Below are 16,341 nucleotides of genomic sequence, written 5' to 3'. Positions count from 1 at the left end.
ACAGTGCCATGGGCCGATATCAGGCAGACGAATGATCACAGACAGCCTTTGCGCGGCTGACTAGATTGCAGGTTCCGGGCTCGGATGCGTTGGCAGTGAAGCCCTATAACAATAAAGAGACGGACCCATGCAGAACTCGACCCAAGCGGCGAATGCCTGGCGCATTCTGTTCCTGCTGTTCCTTGCCAACCTGTTCAACTTCTTCGACCGCACCATTCCGGCGATCATCATCGAGCCGATCCGCATGGAATGGCACCTCAGCGACTTTCAACTGGGGATCGTCGGCACCGCATTCACCATTGTTTACGCGATCGCCGGCCTGCCGTTGGGGCGGATGGCCGATACCGGTTCGCGCAGCAAGCTGATGGGCTGGGGCCTGGCGACGTGGAGTGCGCTGACGGCGGTCAACGGTCTGGTCGGCAGTTTCTGGAGCTTTTTGATCGTGCGCATGGGCATCGGCATCGGCGAGGCCAGTTATGCACCGGCGGCCAACTCGCTGATCGGTGATCTGTTTCCAGCACACCGTCGGGCGCGGGCCATGGGTATTTTCATGCTCGGTCTGCCGCTGGGGCTGTTGCTGGCGTTCTTCACCATCGGCTGGATGGTGAAGGCGTTTGATAGCTGGCGTGCGCCGTTCTTTATTGCAGCGGTGCCGGGTCTGCTTTTGGCGATTTTCATGTTCTTCATCAAAGAGCCGAAGCGCGGCGCAGCGGAGACCGTGCAGGTTTCGCAAGAGAAAGTCGACAAGCCGATCCGCCGGATTCTCGCGGTGCCGACCTTTCTCTGGCTGGTGATGGCCGGGTTGTGCTTCAACTTCGCTACTTATGCCTGCAACTCGTTTCTGGTGCCGATGCTGCAGCGCTATTTCCTAATGCCGTTGCAGGAAGCGGCGGTGGCCACCGGCATCATTGTTGGCGTGACCGGGCTGGTCGGCTTGACTTTGGGCGGCTGGATCGCCGACAAGATTCACCAGCGTGTGGCCAACGGGCGGTTGTTGTTCGCCGCGTTCAGCCTGATTATCTCGACGCTGTGCACGGCGTGGGCGTTGCATTCGGGGCGGATCGAGATTGGCGTGTTTGTCGCGGTGTTCAGTGTCGGCTGGCTGTTTGCCTACAACTTCTACACCTGCGTTTATACGGCGATTCAGGACGTGGTCGAACCGCGCCTGCGAGCGACGGCGATGGCGTTGTTCTTTGCCGGGCTGTATCTGCTGGGTGGTGGTCTGGGGCCGGTGGTGGTCGGTGGTCTGTCGGATCATTTTGCGCACACGGCGATGCTGGCGGCGGGGGCTGAGCAGATGACCGAGGCGTTCAAGGCTGTCGGGCTGCATGATGCGATGTACCTGATACCGGTGGCGCTGTTTTTGACCATGGTGTTTCTGTTTCTGGCGGCGCGGTGTTTTGTGCGCGATGCGCAGCGGATGAAGGAGGGGTTGGTTGCGGTGGTTGAGCCAGAGGTTGCAGTAGCGACTGCATAGCCGCCTTCGCGAGCAAGCTCGCTCCCACATGGGAACGCATTCCAAATTGTGGGAGCGAGCTTGCTCGCGAAGGGGCCATCAGCATCAACTAACAAATAACAGACAGACAAAAAGGCCCGCATCACTGCGGGCCTTTCTGTTTTCAGCGGTGGAGCGGGGCGGTTTAGCCCGCCACCAACACCCGAATCGCTTCCAGACGCAACGCCGCTTTATCCAGCATCGCCAGACCCTGCTCACGCTGCTCACGCAACGCCACCAGTTCGCTGTCACGCACGGTCGGGTTGACCGCTTGCAACGCGGTCAGGCGCGCCAGTTCTTCGTCGGTGTCGGCCGCCAGACGGCGACGGGCCTCGGCCACGCGCTCGGCGTGACGCGGGGCGATCTTGTCTTCACCGGCGTTGATCCGTGGCGTCAGCTGATCGCGCTGGGCCTGGATGAACTTGTTGGCGCTGGCACGCGGCACGCTTTCCAACTGGTCGTTCAAGGTCTCAAACGAGACGCGAGCCGACAGGTCATTGCCGTTGGCATCGAGCAGGCAGCGCAGGGCGGCCGGCGGCAGGTAACGGCCCAGTTGCAGCGAGCGCGGTGCAACCACTTCGCTGACATACAGCAGTTCCAGCAAAACGGTGCCCGGCTTCAGCGCCTTGTTCTTGATCAGTGCGACAGCGGTGTTGCCCATCGAACCGGACAGCACCAGGTCCATGCCGCCCTGCACCATCGGGTGTTCCCAGGTGATGAACTGCATGTCTTCGCGCGACAGCGCCTGATTGCGGTCGTAAGTGATGGTCACGCCTTCGTCGTCGCCCAGCGGGAAACTGGCGTCGAGCATTTTCTCGCTTGGCTTGAGGATCAGGGCGTTTTCCGAATGGTCTTCGCTGTCGATGCCGAACGCGTCGAACAGGGTTTCCATATAGATCGGCAGGGCGAACTGATCGTCTTGCTCAAGGATGTCTTCGACCAGCGCTTCACCTTCGCCGGCGCCGCCGGAGTTGAGCTCCAGCAGACGGTCACGGCCGGTGTGCAGTTCGGCTTCGAGACGCTCACGCTCGGTGCGTGCTTCGTCGATCAGCGCTTGCCACTCACTGTCATCGGCTTCTTCGAGCAGCGGCAGCAGGCGCGGGCCGAACTGATGCTGCAAGGCGTTGCCGGTCGGGCAGGTATTGAGGAACGCGTTCAGCGCTTCGTGATACCACTGGAACAGGCGCTCTTGCGGGCTGGTTTCCAGATACGGCACGTGCAGTTCGATGATGTGCTTCTGGCCGATCCGGTCGAGACGACCGATACGCTGCTCGAGCAGATCCGGGTGCGACGGCAGATCGAACAGCACCAGGTGGTGAGCAAACTGGAAGTTGCGACCTTCACTGCCGATTTCCGAGCAGATCAGCACTTGTGCGCCGAACTCTTCGTCGGCGAAGTACGCGGCGGCGCGGTCACGCTCAAGGATGTTCATGCCTTCATGGAACACCGTGGCCGGGATGCCGGAACGCACGCGCAGGGCGTCTTCCAGGTCCATCGCGGTTTCGGCGTGGGCGCAGATCACCAGCACCTTGGTGCGCTTGAGCATTTTCAGCTGATCGATCAGCCACTCGACACGCGGGTCGAATTTCCACCAGCGCTCTTCTTCGCTGGCGTCCGGCTGGGCCTGGAAGCTGACTTCCGGGTACAGCTCGGCGTGTTCGCCCAGCGGCAGTTCGAGGTATTCGTCCGGGCACGGCAGCGGGTACGGGTGCAGTTTGCGCTCCGGGAAACCCTGTACGGCGGCACGGGTGTTTCGGAACAGCACGCGGCCGGTGCCGTGGCGATCGAGCAGTTCACGCACGAGGCGGGCGCTGGCTTCAGTGTCGCCATCGTTGACCGCGGTCAGCAGGGCTTCGCCTTCGTTGCCGAGGAAACCCTGAATGGTCTTGTGCGCCTTGGCCGAGAGGCGGCCCTTGTCGAGCAGTTCCTGAACGGCTTCGGCCACCGGGCGATAGTTGTCGCTCTCGGCGCGGAATGCAGCCAGGTCGTGGAAACGGTTTGGGTCAAGCAGGCGCAGACGGGCGAAGTGGCTGTCCTGACCGAGTTGTTCCGGGGTGGCGGTGAGCAGCAGCACGCCCGGGATGACTTCGGCGAGTTGCTCGACCAGCGAGTATTCCGCGCTGGCTTTCTCTTCGTGCCAGACCAGGTGGTGCGCTTCGTCGACCACCAGCAGATCCCAGCCGGCAGCGAACAGTGCGTCCTGCGCTTTCTCGTCGTCGACCAGCCATTCCAGCGCAACCAGCGCCAGTTGGGTGTCTTCGAACGGGTTGGTGGCATCGCTTTCGATGAAACGTTCTTCGTCGAACAGCGCGACCTGCAGGTTGAAGCGGCGGCGCATCTCCACCAGCCACTGGTGCTGGAGGTTTTCCGGGACGAGGATCAGCACGCGGTTGGCGCGGCCCGAGAGCAGTTGGCGATGGATCACCAGACCGGCTTCGATGGTTTTACCCAGACCCACTTCGTCCGCCAGCAGTACGCGTGGCGCGATACGGTCGGCGACTTCGCGGGCGATGTGCAATTGGTGTGCGATTGGCTGAGCGCGAACGCCACCCAGGCCCCAGAGCGAAGATTGCAGCTGGCGGCTGGTGTGTTCGAGGGTGTTGTAACGCAGCGAGAACCACGCCAGCGGGTCGATCTGCCCGGCGAACAGACGGTCGCTGGCCAGACGGAACTGAATGAAGTTCGACAGCTGGGTTTCCGGCAGGGTGACGGCTTCGTTCTGCCCGTTGAGACCGTGATAGACCATCAGCCCGTCGACGTCGTCGACTTGCTGCACGGTCATCTTCCAGCCTTCGAAGTGGGTGATGCTGTCGCCCGGCGAGAATCGCACGCGGGTCAGGGGCGCATTCCGTAGCGCGTACTGGCGGGTTTCGCCAGTGGCCGGGTAAAGCACGGTCAACAAGCGGCCGTCCTGTGCCAGAACGGTGCCTAAACCAAGCTCTGCTTCGCTGTCACTGATCCAGCGTTGCCCCGGTTGATACTGCTGCGCCATGCTGCCTGACTCCCACCTTGAAAAAGCGGGCTATCTTAACGGAATGCAGGCTTCAGGGCCAAAGGATTAGGAACAGCGGCGAGCTTTTAGCCGCGAGCTGCAAGCTGAAAAGAAAAGCGTCATGCGTCTGTTTTCTTCCTGTGCAGGGCACCTGTGAGTGCCAATCAGGTCACAGATTTGCGACGGATGGCTCAAGGCGCCTTTGCCGCAGCCGATAGCCTGCTGACAGGAGACCCTTTATATGTTGCCACCGATGCTCCCCCTGAGCGCTGTGCCGATCACTTCCCAGCAGGATCCGATCCGCCAGCGGCCGGACATTCCTCCGGTGGTGCCGGTTCAGGAAAGCTCCAACGAAAGCACGATCGATCTGCAAAAGCGCGATCCGGAAGAGGACCGCCTGCTGGCGCGCGAAGAACAGCGTCGTCAGCAAGAGCGTGACCGTCGCCGTCGCGAAGCCGACGAAGACCCGGAAGAACACCTGGCAGTGCCCGGTACCGAGTTGAACGCCGACAACACCGTGCCGGTGGTGCCGCTGATGGAAGATCAGCCGCGTCAGGGCTTGTGGGTCGATATCGAGATCTGATCTTCGGCTGGTCAGCGCTGGTGTGACGTTGCATTATTGACGCGGTCCTGCCGGTGATGTGGCAGTTGTGATCCTTTACTGCGATGTACTGAATGCCATGAGCCAAGACGACAAACTGATCGACCTCAGCACTGAGCGCGCCAAGCGGGTGCATGACATAAAAGAGAAGCGCCTGAACGAAGTGCGCCAGGCCTTCGAGCAGGCGATGCCGCTGGGAAAAGCCAAGAAAAAGTCGAAAAACAAGCCGAAAAAGCGTTGATCTGCCCCTGCATCCTTTGATGCAGGTCATTTAATTCCCCTCCTTTATCTCCCTTCGTTGCTGGTATTGATCCCGGTCAATTTGTGCGCCTGTGTGTTTGGTAACTTAGGTCCATCGCAGCAGAGCAGGGGCCAGGAGGCCAGTCATGTTTTTCGATAACGTGGTGTTTGCCGGGGTCCTGACTGTAGGGCTGATGGTTCTGTTTTTTGCAGGGTTTGGATTTTTTATCTGGAAGGATGCGAATAAGCGCAAGAAGTGATTCTTCTGGATTGATGAGCACGCAAGGCATTTTGGGGCGACTTCGGTTGCCCCTTTTTTTTGTGTCTTGGCGGCCTTTGGGCCGACCATGCTCCTGGGGTTCTGGGTGAATATCCGTTTTTGCGGGTGTTGCTGATTACGGTTCCGCCCTTACGGCGGGTCACCTTTTTCAAACGCCAAAAAGGTAACCCAAAAGGCTTGCTCCTGCGTTCGGCCCTCGCAGGCTCGGGTTCCTTCGCTGCGGGATCGATCCGGGCGCAGCGGCTCCGGTTTGCTTCGCTGCACCTCCTTCCGCTGTGTTTGGCTTCGCCAAACGGTCGCTGCGCTCCCACGCCCGGATCAATCCCTCCACTCAGCCTTCCGACGTCGCCTTACAGATCAAGATCAAGAGCAGGCGAGCTGACACTCGGCCTATTGAGTGGTGAAGAGCGGGGCGTGGTCGGCTTTGGATTTGTGGTGGATTTCCCCCTCATCGGAACGCCGCCCGCCCAGCCCTCTCCCGAGGGAGAGGGGGCCGGTTTGTGTGTTTTTCAAAGTCTGAGTTCAACGCGGTATCGCACGTCGGCGTACCTCTCCCAAACACCTCGGTCAGTCCCCTCTCCCTCTGGGAGAGGGCTAGGGTGAGGGGCTCTTGATCTGGCTTTTGATCTTGTTTTGGCTTTTGATCTTTTGCCCCTTCGGCAGGCCGAGCGAAGGTGTTCATCCGGGGGTAGGCGCGCAGCGCCGTGCGGCGTAGCCGCATACATCGAGAGGAGGTGCAGCGAAGCAAACCGTAGGCGATGCCCCCGGATGGACACCGTAGCGAGGGAACACTGAGCCTCAGCGAAGTGCCGTACGCCAGGGGCAAAGCCTTTTGGGTTACCTTTTTGGCGTTTGGAAAAGGTGACTCGCTGTAAGAGCGAAACCGCCAGCGGCAGCACTCGCAGCAACGGATATGCCCCCAATCCCAATCCCAAAACCCCAAACACAAAAAAAGGCGCGATCCTCTCGAATCGCGCCTTTCTCAAGTGCCACTATCTATCAACTACCCAGCGCCTTCGACGCCAGCCAGAACAACCCGGCCGACAGCGCCACAGTCGCCGGCAGGGTCAACACCCACGCCAACAGAATCGTGCGCACCGTGCCACCCTGCAGGCCGCTCTTGTTGGCAACCATGGTGCCCGCCACGCCCGAGGACAGAACGTGAGTGGTCGACACCGGCAGGCTGAAGATGTTGGCCATGCCGATCAGACTGGCGGTGGTGATCTGCGCCGACATGCCCTGGGAATAAGTCATACCCTGCTTGCCGATCTTCTCGCCAATGGTCAATACAACGCGTTTCCAGCCAACCATGGTGCCCAGGCCCAGAGCCAGTGCAACCGCCAGAATCACCCAGAACGGCGCGTATTCGGTGGTGGTGGTCAGGTCTTTGCGCAGCTTGTCGAGGTCAGCCTTTTCACGGGCTTCCAGGCCAGGCAGCTTGCCAACCTTTTTCGCGGTGTCGTCCAGGCACAGCAGGTAGCGACGAACCTCCACACGGCTTTCCGAAGACAGCGAATGGTAGTCCGCTACGCCTTTAAGGGTGTGCAGCAGAGCGGTGATAGTCGGTTCGGTCTGCTGCGGGTTGCAGCGGAATTTCTCCGGCAGGTCGCCTTCCACGCTTTTACCCAGGGCCAGGAATTCACCCAGCGAATCGGCGTTGCGCTGGTAGAACTGGCTCAGGTGCAAAGTCGCATCGCGAGTGCGTTCGATCTGATAGGTGGTGCTGTTCAGGTCGAGGACGAACTGCGCAGGGACGATACCGATCAGCACCAGCATGATCAGGCCGATGCCTTTCTGGCCATCGTTGGAACCGTGCACGAAGCTCACGGCCATGGCCGAGATCACCAGGACCAGACGGTTCCAGAATGGTGGGTGCTTCTTGTCGTCGATCTTGCGGCGCTGTTCCGGCGTCTTGTGCATCTTCGACAGCGGGCGCCACCATTTCAGGCCGATCAACACCAGCGCGGCGATCAGGAAGCCGGCCATCGGCGAGAACACCAGCGAGGCGCCGATGTCGATCGCTTTCTGCCAGTTCACGCCGTCAGCCAACGGGATATCGTTGATCAGGGCATTGGCCAGGCCGACACCGAGGATCGAGCCGATCAGGGTGTGCGAGCTGGACGCCGGAATACCGAAGTACCAGGTGCCAAGGTTCCAGGTAATTGCCGCGGCGAGCAACGAGAACACCATCGCCAGGCCATGGCCGGTGTTCACATTGATCAGCAGTTCCACCGGCAGCAAGTGGACAATGGCATACGCCACGCCAACGCCGCCCAGCAGCACGCCGAGGAAATTGAACACACCGGAAAAGAACACTGCCAGATGAGGCGGCATGGCTTTGGTGTAGATAACAGTGGCTACCGCGTTAGCGGTGTCATGAAATCCATTGATGAACTCGAAGGCGAGGACAAACGTCAGGGCGAGCAAGAGGCTCACAAGCACCCAAGCATCCAGTCCGCTGAATAAATCGATCATGAAGGTTTTCTGACCCGGTCGTAAGGGGGCGCGATTATGCCAGAAAAGACTGGAAATCGATGCCCTACCTGCTCATCGGTTACGCACTTCTTCGATTTAATTTGTTGCAGCGCATGAAAACCAAGCGTTGCGCAGGGTTTTTCAACCTGTTGATTATATTGAAAAAAGCCTTATTTTTCGGGCGCTTTCACCCATGCAGGGTGGTCTCAAACGCTTGTCTGAAATATCTGTGAAACGTGTAGGACGCCCATCCTCAACCCGCCAGGCCGGTTGATGGCCGCTGCCCGCGGGTAGCGGGCGCGCAAGGCATCGTCGTTCCACCGCGCTCGTAGCCGGTATGGACGCAAACCTTCAAAAGAAACGAAAACCGTGGCTCAAGGCTCTTCGGCTTTGAGTTCCTTTTCGATCTTTTCGATTTCTTGCTTGAAGACCTGATCCTGAACGGTCGGGCGTTTACGCCACGCTTTGCGTTCCGGTTCGGGCTGAGCGGCGTAGGTGGTGACTTCCCCGCCGTAAACTTCCTTGTAACGTTGTTCCTGGCGCTCAAGTTCCGCGCGCAGTTCGTCTTTCGTCACAGTGCTACCTGTATGAGTTGAGTTAAGTGTCTGGTGAAACGCACTGCAACGAACCGATTGAACGAGGCCACCGAGCATCCAACACCCGGACAGGCATTGGTGTAATCGGTGGGGCGATCAAGACTTCCGTGTTACAGGCGGCTACGGCACCAGATAAAAACTGACGCAGCATCAGTTTCCTGTTTCAGCGAGCGCAGGCGTTGCATGAGTGATGCGCGTCAGGCGCTGGCCGGGCTGTTGGCGATGGACATCGCCGCAGCGAGTGGCGACCTCGGCCATTAAGACAAGGCGTCACTGATGTGCATTATAGCGGTCGATTCGGGAATGACTATCTTTGCCAAGTTAAAAACGGTTCTGGATGTGTGATTGTTTTGTGACCCGCAACTTTTATCACTAGTTGAAGTGCGCGTTGGCCCTTATTTGCCACGCGATCAGTTTTTGGCGTCATTTAGTCGAACAACTAAAGCAGTGATTCAGATAACGGCCGAAGTTGCGCGAACCCCGGAAAGGGCTTGCGGCAAGCCGCACGGCAGATTGCGATTATCGGCTGACGGTTCGATAATCGCCCAATCTTGCAGGCTTGGCGCTTGTGCATTTGCCGGCGAGCCGCTTGTATAGCCCATTGATCCGTGCCGGATAAAAGGACAATAAATGAACGATCAAATGCGCAACTCCTTCACTTCCGTGGCACCGCCGATCGTCGCCTCGCCGGCCAAACGCATCCAGGCGCTGACCGGTGATCCGGATTTCATGACCTCGCTGGCCCGTGGTCTGGCGGTGGTGCAGGCGTTTCAGGAACGCAAACGGCACCTGACCATCGCCCAGATCAGCCACCGCACCGAGATTCCCCGCGCGGCCGTACGCCGTTGCTTGCATACGCTGATCAAACTTGGCTACGCCACCACTGACGGACGCACCTATTCGTTGCTGCCCAAAGTGCTGACCCTCGGCCACGCCTATCTGTCGTCGACGCCTTTGGCGGTGTCCGCCCAGCCATACCTCGACCGCATGAGCGAACAACTCCACGAAGCCTGCAACATGGCCACGCTGGAGGGCGACGACATTCTCTACATCGCCCGCTCGGCAACCACGCAGCGGCTGATTTCGGTGGATCTGTCAGTGGGTGGGCGCTTGCCGGCGTATTGCACATCGATGGGCCGGATTCTGCTGGCAGCACTCGACGACACATCGCTGCGTGAATACCTTGATCACGCCGAACTGGTGGCCAAGACCAGCCGCACGATCCATACACCTGATGCTTTGCTCGAATGCCTGCAGGAAGTGCGGCAGCAAGGCTGGTGCATCGTCGATCAGGAACTGGAACAAGGCCTGCGTTCGATTGCCGTGCCGGTCTACGATGCTTCCGGTCAGGTCGTTGCGGCGCTCAACGTCAGCACCCACGCCGGTCGCGTCAGTCGTACCGAGCTGGAGCAGCGCTTCCTGCCGGGCTTGCTCAGTGCCAGTCGCGACCTAAGCGCGCAGTTGTTCGCCTGATGAAGCTGTTCGATAAACGCACAGTGTTGCGTTTATCGAATTGACGCTAAAACCCTCGGATCATTAATGTCGCGGCAGCGTCATCCGGCGCTGATGTGAATGAGCCCGCCGGACTGCCGACTCCCATAATAATGACAAGAGGCAACTCACCATGCGCACGCTCCCCGACTGTCTCCGCTCCACCCGCTGTTGCCGGGTTTCCCGCAACGCCTGATCCAGACCTTCTATTCTTGTGTCCGTGCCGCTTATTGGCCGGCCGCCGTTCGACTGCGTTTTTTGCGTGGAATAAAAATAATGAACCAGCCTCAGTCCGCTGTGGGTAACTGCCTCGACGTGCAGACCTTCATCAATGCCCAACCGATCTCGCGCTATCAGTGGCGGGTGGTGATCCTGTGTTTCCTGATTGTCTTCCTCGACGGCCTCGACACCGCCGCGATGGGCTTCATTGCCCCGGCGCTGTCGCAGGACTGGGGCATCGACCGCGCCAGCCTCGGCCCGGTGATGAGTGCGGCGTTGATCGGCATGGTTTTCGGCGCACTCGGTTCCGGCCCTTTGGCTGACCGTTTCGGGCGAAAAGTCGTGCTCGTCGGCGCCGTGATTCTGTTCGGTGCCTTCAGCCTGGCGTCGGCCTACAGCAGCAACGTTGAGCAATTGCTGGTGCTGCGCTTCCTCACTGGCCTTGGCTTGGGCGCCGGGATGCCGAACGCCACCACTTTACTGTCGGAGTACACCCCCGAGCGCAAAAAGTCGCTGCTGGTGACCAGCATGTTCTGCGGTTTCAACCTCGGCATGGCCGGTGGCGGGTTTATTTCCGCCAAGCTGATACCAGCGTTCGGCTGGCACAGCCTGTTGTTGATCGGTGGGATTTTGCCGCTGATTCTCGCCGTGGTGTTGCTGTTCTGGTTGCCGGAATCGGCGCGCTATCTGGTCGTGCGCAATCGTGGCACCGACAAAATCCGCAAGACTCTGGCGCCGATTGATCCAGTCACTGTCGCCCAAGCCTCGAGTTTCAGCGTGCCTGAACAGAAGACCGTCAAGGCGCGCAACGTCTTCGCGGTGATCTTCTCCGGCACTTACAGCAGCGGCACCTTGTTGCTGTGGCTGACTTATTTCATGGGCCTGGTGATTGTCTATCTGCTGACCAGTTGGCTGCCGACGCTGATGCGTGACAGCGGCGCTAGCATGGAGCAAGCCGCATTTATCGGTGCCTTGTTCCAGTTCGGCGGGGTGTTGAGCGCGGTCGCTGTGGGATGGGCGATGGATCGCTTCAATCCGCACAAGGTCATCGGCACTTTCTACCTGCTGGCCGGGGTGTTTGCCTACGCGGTAGGGCAGAGCCTGGGCAACATTACGTTGCTGGCGACGTTGGTACTGGTGGCGGGGATGTGCGTGAACGGTGCGCAATCGGCGATGCCGTCGCTGGCGGCGCGTTTCTATCCAACGCAGGGGCGGGCGACTGGCGTGTCGTGGATGCTGGGAATTGGCCGCTTTGGCGCGATTCTCGGGGCGTGGATGGGCGCGACGTTGTTGGGCCTTGGCTGGAATTTCGAGCAGGTGCTGACGGCGTTGGTGATTCCGGCGGCGTTGGCGACTACTGCAGTGGTGATCAAAGGCATGGTCAGTCATGCAGATGCGACTTGAGTACTACTGTCAGAATCTTCTTTGAATGTTCTGGCCCCTTCGCGAGCAAGCTCGCTCCCACATTGGAATGCATTTCAAAATGTGGGAGCGGCCTTGCTCGCGAAGCCTTGGATCTTGATTGTTAGGGGAGTAACAATCTGTTCGATAAACGAACACTCAGTCGATTATCGGATTGTTTGGCGAATTTCCCAGGCTTAATCTGCAGTGACTCCGGCGCTGAACCTCGCGCCTTTTTATCACTGGCGATTCATTACAAAAACAGGAGCCCGCTCCATGGCTGAGATCCTTTCGCTGCACGACGCGGTGAAGCAATTCGTCAACGACGGTGACACCGTCGCACTCGAAGGCTTCACTCACCTGATCCCTACGGCAGCGGGTCATGAAATCATTCGTCAGGGCAAGAAAGATCTGACGCTGGTGCGGATGACGCCTGACCTGATCTACGACCAACTGATCGGCGCCGGTTGCGCCCGTAAGTTGATTTTCTCTTGGGGCGGCAACCCCGGTGTGGGTTCGTTGCACCGTCTGCGCGATGCGGTCGAGAAACAATGGCCGCACGCTCTCGAAATCGAAGAGCACAGCCACGCCGACCTGGCGAATGCCTACGTTGCTGGCGCTTCCGGCCTACCGTTCGCGGTGCTGCGAGCCTACGCCGGTTCCGACCTGCCGAAGGTCAACCCGCTGATCAAGACTGTGACTTGCCCGTTCACCGGTGAAGTACTGGCGGCGGTGCCGTCGGTGCGTCCGGACGTGACCGTGATCCACGCACAGAAAGCCGACCGCCAGGGCAATGTGCTGCTGTGGGGCATTCTTGGTGTACAGAAAGAAGCCGCACTGGCCGCCAAGCGCTGCATCGTCACCGTTGAAGAAGTCGTCGACAACCTCAACGCGCCGATGAACTCTTGCGTATTGCCGACCTGGGCCTTGAGCGCGGTTTGCCACGTACCCGGTGGTGCACATCCGTCCTACGCCCACGGTTACAACGAGCGCGACAATCGTTTCTATCAGGCGTGGGATCCGATCGCCCGCGACCGTGAGACATTTACCGCGTGGATCAACGAATACATCCATGGCTGCGCTGACTTCAGCGCGTTTCAGGCCAAGTTGGCCGCTGCTTCGGAGGCCAAGTAATGACTTACACCACCAATGAAATGATGACCGTCGCCGCAGCCCGTCGCCTGAAGAACGGCTCGGTATGCTTCGTCGGCATCGGCCTGCCGTCGAAAGCCGCCAACCTCGCGCGCCTGACTTCTTCGCCGGACGTAGTGTTGATCTACGAATCGGGTCCGATTGGCGCCAAGCCAAGCGTGTTGCCACTGTCGATCGGTGACGGCGAGTTGGCGGAAACCGCTGATACTGTCGTACCGACCGGTGAGATTTTTCGCTATTGGCTGCAGGGCGGGCGCATCGACGTCGGTTTTCTCGGCGCCGCGCAGGTCGACCGTTTCGGCAACATCAACACTACCGTGGTCGGCGATTACTTCTCGCCGAAAGTGCGTTTGCCGGGTGCCGGTGGTGCGCCGGAGATCGCCGGTTCGGCGAAAAGCGTATTGATCATCCTTAAACAGTCGGCGCGCTCGTTTGTCGACAAGCTCGATTTCATCACCTCGGTCGGTCACGGCGAGGGCGGCGATTCGCGCAAACGTCTGGGCCTGCCGGGCGCCGGGCCGGTCGGCATCATCACCGATCTGTGCATCATGGAGCCGGAAGAGGGTACCCACGAATTCGTGGTCACCGCACTGCACCCGGGCGTGACCCGCGAGCAAGTGGTGGCGGCCACCGGTTGGGCGATTCGTTTTGCTGACAACGTCGAAACCACCGCTGAACCGACCGACGTCGAACTGACCGCGCTGCGTGATCTTGAAGCGCGCACCGCCGCCGCCCACGGCCAGGCACCGGGAGAAGCATGATGCGTGACGTTTATATCTGCGACGCGATTCGCACGCCGATCGGCCGTTTCGGCGGCGGACTGTCCGCGGTTCGCGCCGATGACTTGGCCGCTGTGCCGATCAAAGCCCTGATGGAGCGCAATCCCTCGGTGGACTGGAACGCCATCGACGAAGTGTTCCTCGGCTGCGCCAACCAGGCCGGCGAAGACAACCGCAACGTTGCGCGCATGGCGCTGCTGCTGGCCGGTCTGCCGGAAAGCGTGCCGGGCGTGACCCTCAATCGTCTTTGCGCCTCGGGCATGGACGCCATCGGCACCGCATTCCGTGCGATTGCCAGTGGCGAGATGGAGCTGGCGATTGCCGGTGGTGTCGAGTCGATGTCCCGTGCACCGTTCGTGATGGGCAAGGCTGACGCAGCGTTTTCGCGCAACATGAAACTGGAAGACACCACCATCGGCTGGCGCTTCATCAATCCTTTGATGAAGGCGCAATACGGCGTCGACGCGATGCCGCAGACCGCTGACAACGTCGCCGACGACTATAAAGTCTCGCGCGAAGATCAGGACGCTTTCGCCCTGCGCAGCCAGCAACGTACCGCCGCGGCGCAGGCCGCCGGCTACTTCGCTGAAGAAATCGTCGAAGTACGGATTGCCCACAAGAAGGGCGAAACCGTGGTCAGCCAGGACGAACATCCGCGCGCCGATACCACGATTGAAGCGTTGACCAAGCTGAAACCGGTCAACGGCCCAGACAAAACCGTCACCGCCGGCAATGCTTCTGGCGTCAACGACGGTGCTGCCGCGCTGATTCTGGCTTCCGCTGAAGCGGTGAAAAAACACGGCCTGACCGCCCGCGCCAAGGTGCTTGGCATGGCCAGCGCCGGTGTCGCGCCGCGGGTAATGGGCATCGGCCCGGTGCCAGCGGTGCGCAAATTGATTGAGCGTCTCGGCGTAGCCGTCAGCGATTTCGACGTGATCGAGCTCAACGAAGCGTTTGCCAGCCAAGGCCTGGCGGTGCTGCGTGAACTGGGTCTGGCGGACGATGCCGCGCAGGTCAACCCGAACGGTGGCGCTATTGCCTTGGGTCACCCGCTGGGCATGAGCGGCGCACGACTGGTGCTGACCGCCCTGCATCAGCTGGAAAAGACCGGTGGCAAGAAAGGTCTGGCGACCATGTGCGTCGGTGTCGGCCAAGGTCTGGCCCTGGCCATCGAACGCGTCTGACGCAAGCCGTGACGAAAAAGAACAGAGGAAAGCGACATGTCTGACAAGCCTGGTTACCGTCGTCCGCAGGAAGGCACTCAGCCTGAGTACCTGCACCCGACGTATCAATCCACCAACCTGCGCTCGCCGTCGAAGCCGTTGGTGTTTCTGCCGCACTCGCTGTCGGAAATCACCGGCCCGACCATCGGCGCCGAGCGTGTGGGCGACACCGATAACGACCTGACCGCCCAGCATGAAGGCGAGCCGCAGGGCGAACGCATCATCATTCACGGCCGCGTGCTCGATGAAAACGGCCTGCCGGTGCCGGGAATTCTGGTGGAAATCTGGCAGGCCAATGCTGCCGGCCGCTACAACCATAAGCGCGACCTGCACGATGCGCCGCTGGACCCGAACTTCACCGGCACCGGCCGCACCGTCACCGACGCCGACGGCTGGTATCAGTTTCAGACCATCAAGCCCGGCGCCTACCCGTGGGGCAACCACCACAACGCCTGGCGTCCGGCGCACATCCACTTTTCGCTGTTCGGGCCGAGCATCCTCACTCGTCTGGTCACGCAAATGTATTTCCCGGGCGATCCGCTGCTGGCCTACGACCCGATCTACAACTGCGTGCCGGACACTTCGGCCAAGGAACGCCTGATCGCCCGTTTCGATCTGGAAAAAACCATTCCGTCCTACGCCCTCGGTTATCGCTGGGACATCGTGTTGCGCGGGCGTGAAGCCACGCCGATGGAGAAATAAGATGACGCTGACTGCGACCACGTCCCACACCGTCGGGCCGTATTACCACATCGGCCTGACCTGGCTGAACCGCGAAAATCTCACCGTCGAGCAGACCCTCGGCGAGCGTGTGGCGATCACCGGGCAAGTGGTGGATGGCAATGGTGATGTCGTCAACGACGCCATGCTCGAAGTCTGGCAAGCCAACGCCGCCGGCAAGTACGACCACCCGGAAGACGAGCAGGACAAACCGCTCGATCCGCACTTTGAAGGTTTCGGCCGGGTACCGGTGGATGCGGAAGGGCGCTTCCGTTTCACCACGATCAAACCGGGCACGGTTGAAGGGCTGAAGGGCTCGACCCAGGCGCCGCATCTGGTGGTGCTGGTGTTTGCCCGTGGCTTGGTGAAGCACTTGCTGACGCGAATCTACTTTGAAGGTGAGCCGGCGAACGTTGATGATCCGTTGCTCGAGTGTGTGCCGGCCGAGCGCCGCACGACGTTGCTGGCCAAGCAGGACGCCTCGGGTGTTTACCAGTGGAATGTGATCCTGCAGGGCACTGACGCCGAGACCGTGTTCTTCGATTACTGAAGAACACCCCAATCCCTGTAGGAGTGAGCCTGCTGGCGATGGCGGTGTGTCAGATTTAAATGGTCTGAATGACACACCGCCATCGCGAGCAGGCTCACTCCTACAAGGGAACTGTGTTGCAGATGGA

General features: G+C 60.1%; 14 protein-coding genes. 11 read left to right on the top strand and 3 right to left on the bottom strand.

Going from position 1 to position 16,341, the window contains the following annotated elements:
• The first annotated feature begins 127 nt into the window (after positions 1 to 127).
• Positions 128 to 1,477 (top strand): MFS transporter, encoded by a 1,350-nt coding sequence (locus HUW52_RS24800; RefSeq protein WP_175555147.1) that lies wholly within the window; start codon positions 128 to 130, stop codon positions 1,475 to 1,477.
• 163 nt (positions 1,478 to 1,640) lie between these two features.
• On the opposite strand, the gene rapA is transcribed toward HUW52_RS24800, so the two are convergent.
• Entirely contained in the window at positions 1,641 to 4,487 is a 2,847-nt protein-coding gene (gene rapA, locus HUW52_RS24795; protein WP_016986606.1) for an RNA polymerase-associated protein RapA, read from the bottom strand.
• Positions 4,488 to 4,728: 241 nt separating this feature from the next.
• On the opposite strand from rapA, the gene HUW52_RS24790 reads away from it, so the two are divergent.
• The 3 genes from HUW52_RS24790 to ccoM all read left to right on the top strand — a co-directional run bounded on the left by HUW52_RS24790 (position 4,729) and on the right by ccoM (position 5,588).
• Positions 4,729 to 5,070: a hypothetical protein gene (locus HUW52_RS24790; protein ID WP_003222394.1), complete on the top strand. Its 342-nt coding sequence runs from the start codon at positions 4,729 to 4,731 to the stop codon at positions 5,068 to 5,070.
• A gap of 97 nt (positions 5,071 to 5,167) precedes the next feature.
• Positions 5,168 to 5,329 carry a hypothetical protein gene (locus tag HUW52_RS24785; RefSeq protein ID WP_007918490.1) on the top strand — a complete coding sequence of 54 codons (162 nt, stop codon included), beginning with the start codon at positions 5,168 to 5,170 and terminating at the stop codon, positions 5,327 to 5,329.
• 145 nt (positions 5,330 to 5,474) lie between these two features.
• Positions 5,475 to 5,588: a cytochrome c oxidase subunit CcoM gene (gene ccoM, locus HUW52_RS30635; protein ID WP_003222396.1), complete on the top strand. Its 114-nt coding sequence runs from the start codon at positions 5,475 to 5,477 to the stop codon at positions 5,586 to 5,588.
• Positions 5,589 to 6,607: 1,019 nt separating this feature from the next.
• Here ccoM and HUW52_RS24780 read toward each other — a convergent pair.
• Together HUW52_RS24780 and HUW52_RS24775 are read right to left on the bottom strand one after the other, a co-directional pair.
• Positions 6,608 to 8,083 (bottom strand): inorganic phosphate transporter, encoded by a 1,476-nt coding sequence (locus HUW52_RS24780; RefSeq protein ID WP_016982821.1) that lies wholly within the window; start codon positions 8,081 to 8,083, stop codon positions 6,608 to 6,610.
• Between the two features lie 374 nt (positions 8,084 to 8,457).
• Positions 8,458 to 8,658: a hypothetical protein gene (locus HUW52_RS24775; protein ID WP_008080067.1), complete on the bottom strand. Its 201-nt coding sequence runs from the start codon at positions 8,656 to 8,658 to the stop codon at positions 8,458 to 8,460.
• A gap of 651 nt (positions 8,659 to 9,309) precedes the next feature.
• Here HUW52_RS24775 and pcaR point away from each other — a divergent pair.
• From pcaR to pcaG, 7 genes are all read left to right on the top strand, one after another.
• Positions 9,310 to 10,152: a pca regulon transcriptional regulator PcaR gene (pcaR, locus tag HUW52_RS24770; RefSeq protein ID WP_007917109.1), complete on the top strand. Its 843-nt coding sequence runs from the start codon at positions 9,310 to 9,312 to the stop codon at positions 10,150 to 10,152.
• 294 nt (positions 10,153 to 10,446) lie between these two features.
• Positions 10,447 to 11,793 (top strand): MFS transporter, encoded by a 1,347-nt coding sequence (locus HUW52_RS24765; protein ID WP_016982819.1) that lies wholly within the window; start codon positions 10,447 to 10,449, stop codon positions 11,791 to 11,793.
• A gap of 273 nt (positions 11,794 to 12,066) precedes the next feature.
• Complete coding sequence (locus HUW52_RS24760) at positions 12,067 to 12,924, top strand: CoA transferase subunit A (RefSeq protein WP_175555146.1); 858 nt, start codon at positions 12,067 to 12,069, stop codon at positions 12,922 to 12,924.
• On the top strand, positions 12,924 to 13,703 hold the full coding sequence (locus HUW52_RS24755) for a CoA-transferase subunit beta (RefSeq protein WP_175555145.1): 780 nt from the start codon (positions 12,924 to 12,926) through the stop codon (positions 13,701 to 13,703). The genes HUW52_RS24760 and HUW52_RS24755 overlap by 1 nt, the downstream gene beginning before the upstream one ends.
• A complete protein-coding gene (pcaF, locus tag HUW52_RS24750; protein ID WP_175555144.1) occupies positions 13,700 to 14,905 on the top strand; it encodes a 3-oxoadipyl-CoA thiolase in 1,206 nt (401 codons plus the stop codon). The genes HUW52_RS24755 and pcaF overlap by 4 nt, the downstream gene beginning before the upstream one ends.
• Positions 14,906 to 14,941: 36 nt before the next feature.
• On the top strand, positions 14,942 to 15,646 hold the full coding sequence (pcaH, locus tag HUW52_RS24745) for a protocatechuate 3,4-dioxygenase subunit beta (protein ID WP_016982815.1): 705 nt from the start codon (positions 14,942 to 14,944) through the stop codon (positions 15,644 to 15,646).
• A gap of 1 nt (position 15,647) precedes the next feature.
• Positions 15,648 to 16,214, top strand: coding sequence for a protocatechuate 3,4-dioxygenase subunit alpha (gene pcaG, locus HUW52_RS24740; protein ID WP_175555143.1), 567 nt, complete (start codon positions 15,648 to 15,650; stop codon positions 16,212 to 16,214).
• Positions 16,215 to 16,341: the final 127 nt, after the last annotated feature.

Origin of the sequence: Pseudomonas sp. 43A (assembly GCF_013363935.1) — a bacterium.
Classification (GTDB): domain Bacteria; phylum Pseudomonadota; class Gammaproteobacteria; order Pseudomonadales; family Pseudomonadaceae; genus Aquipseudomonas; species Aquipseudomonas crudilactis.
This window is presented reverse-complemented; position numbering and strand designations above follow the sequence as displayed.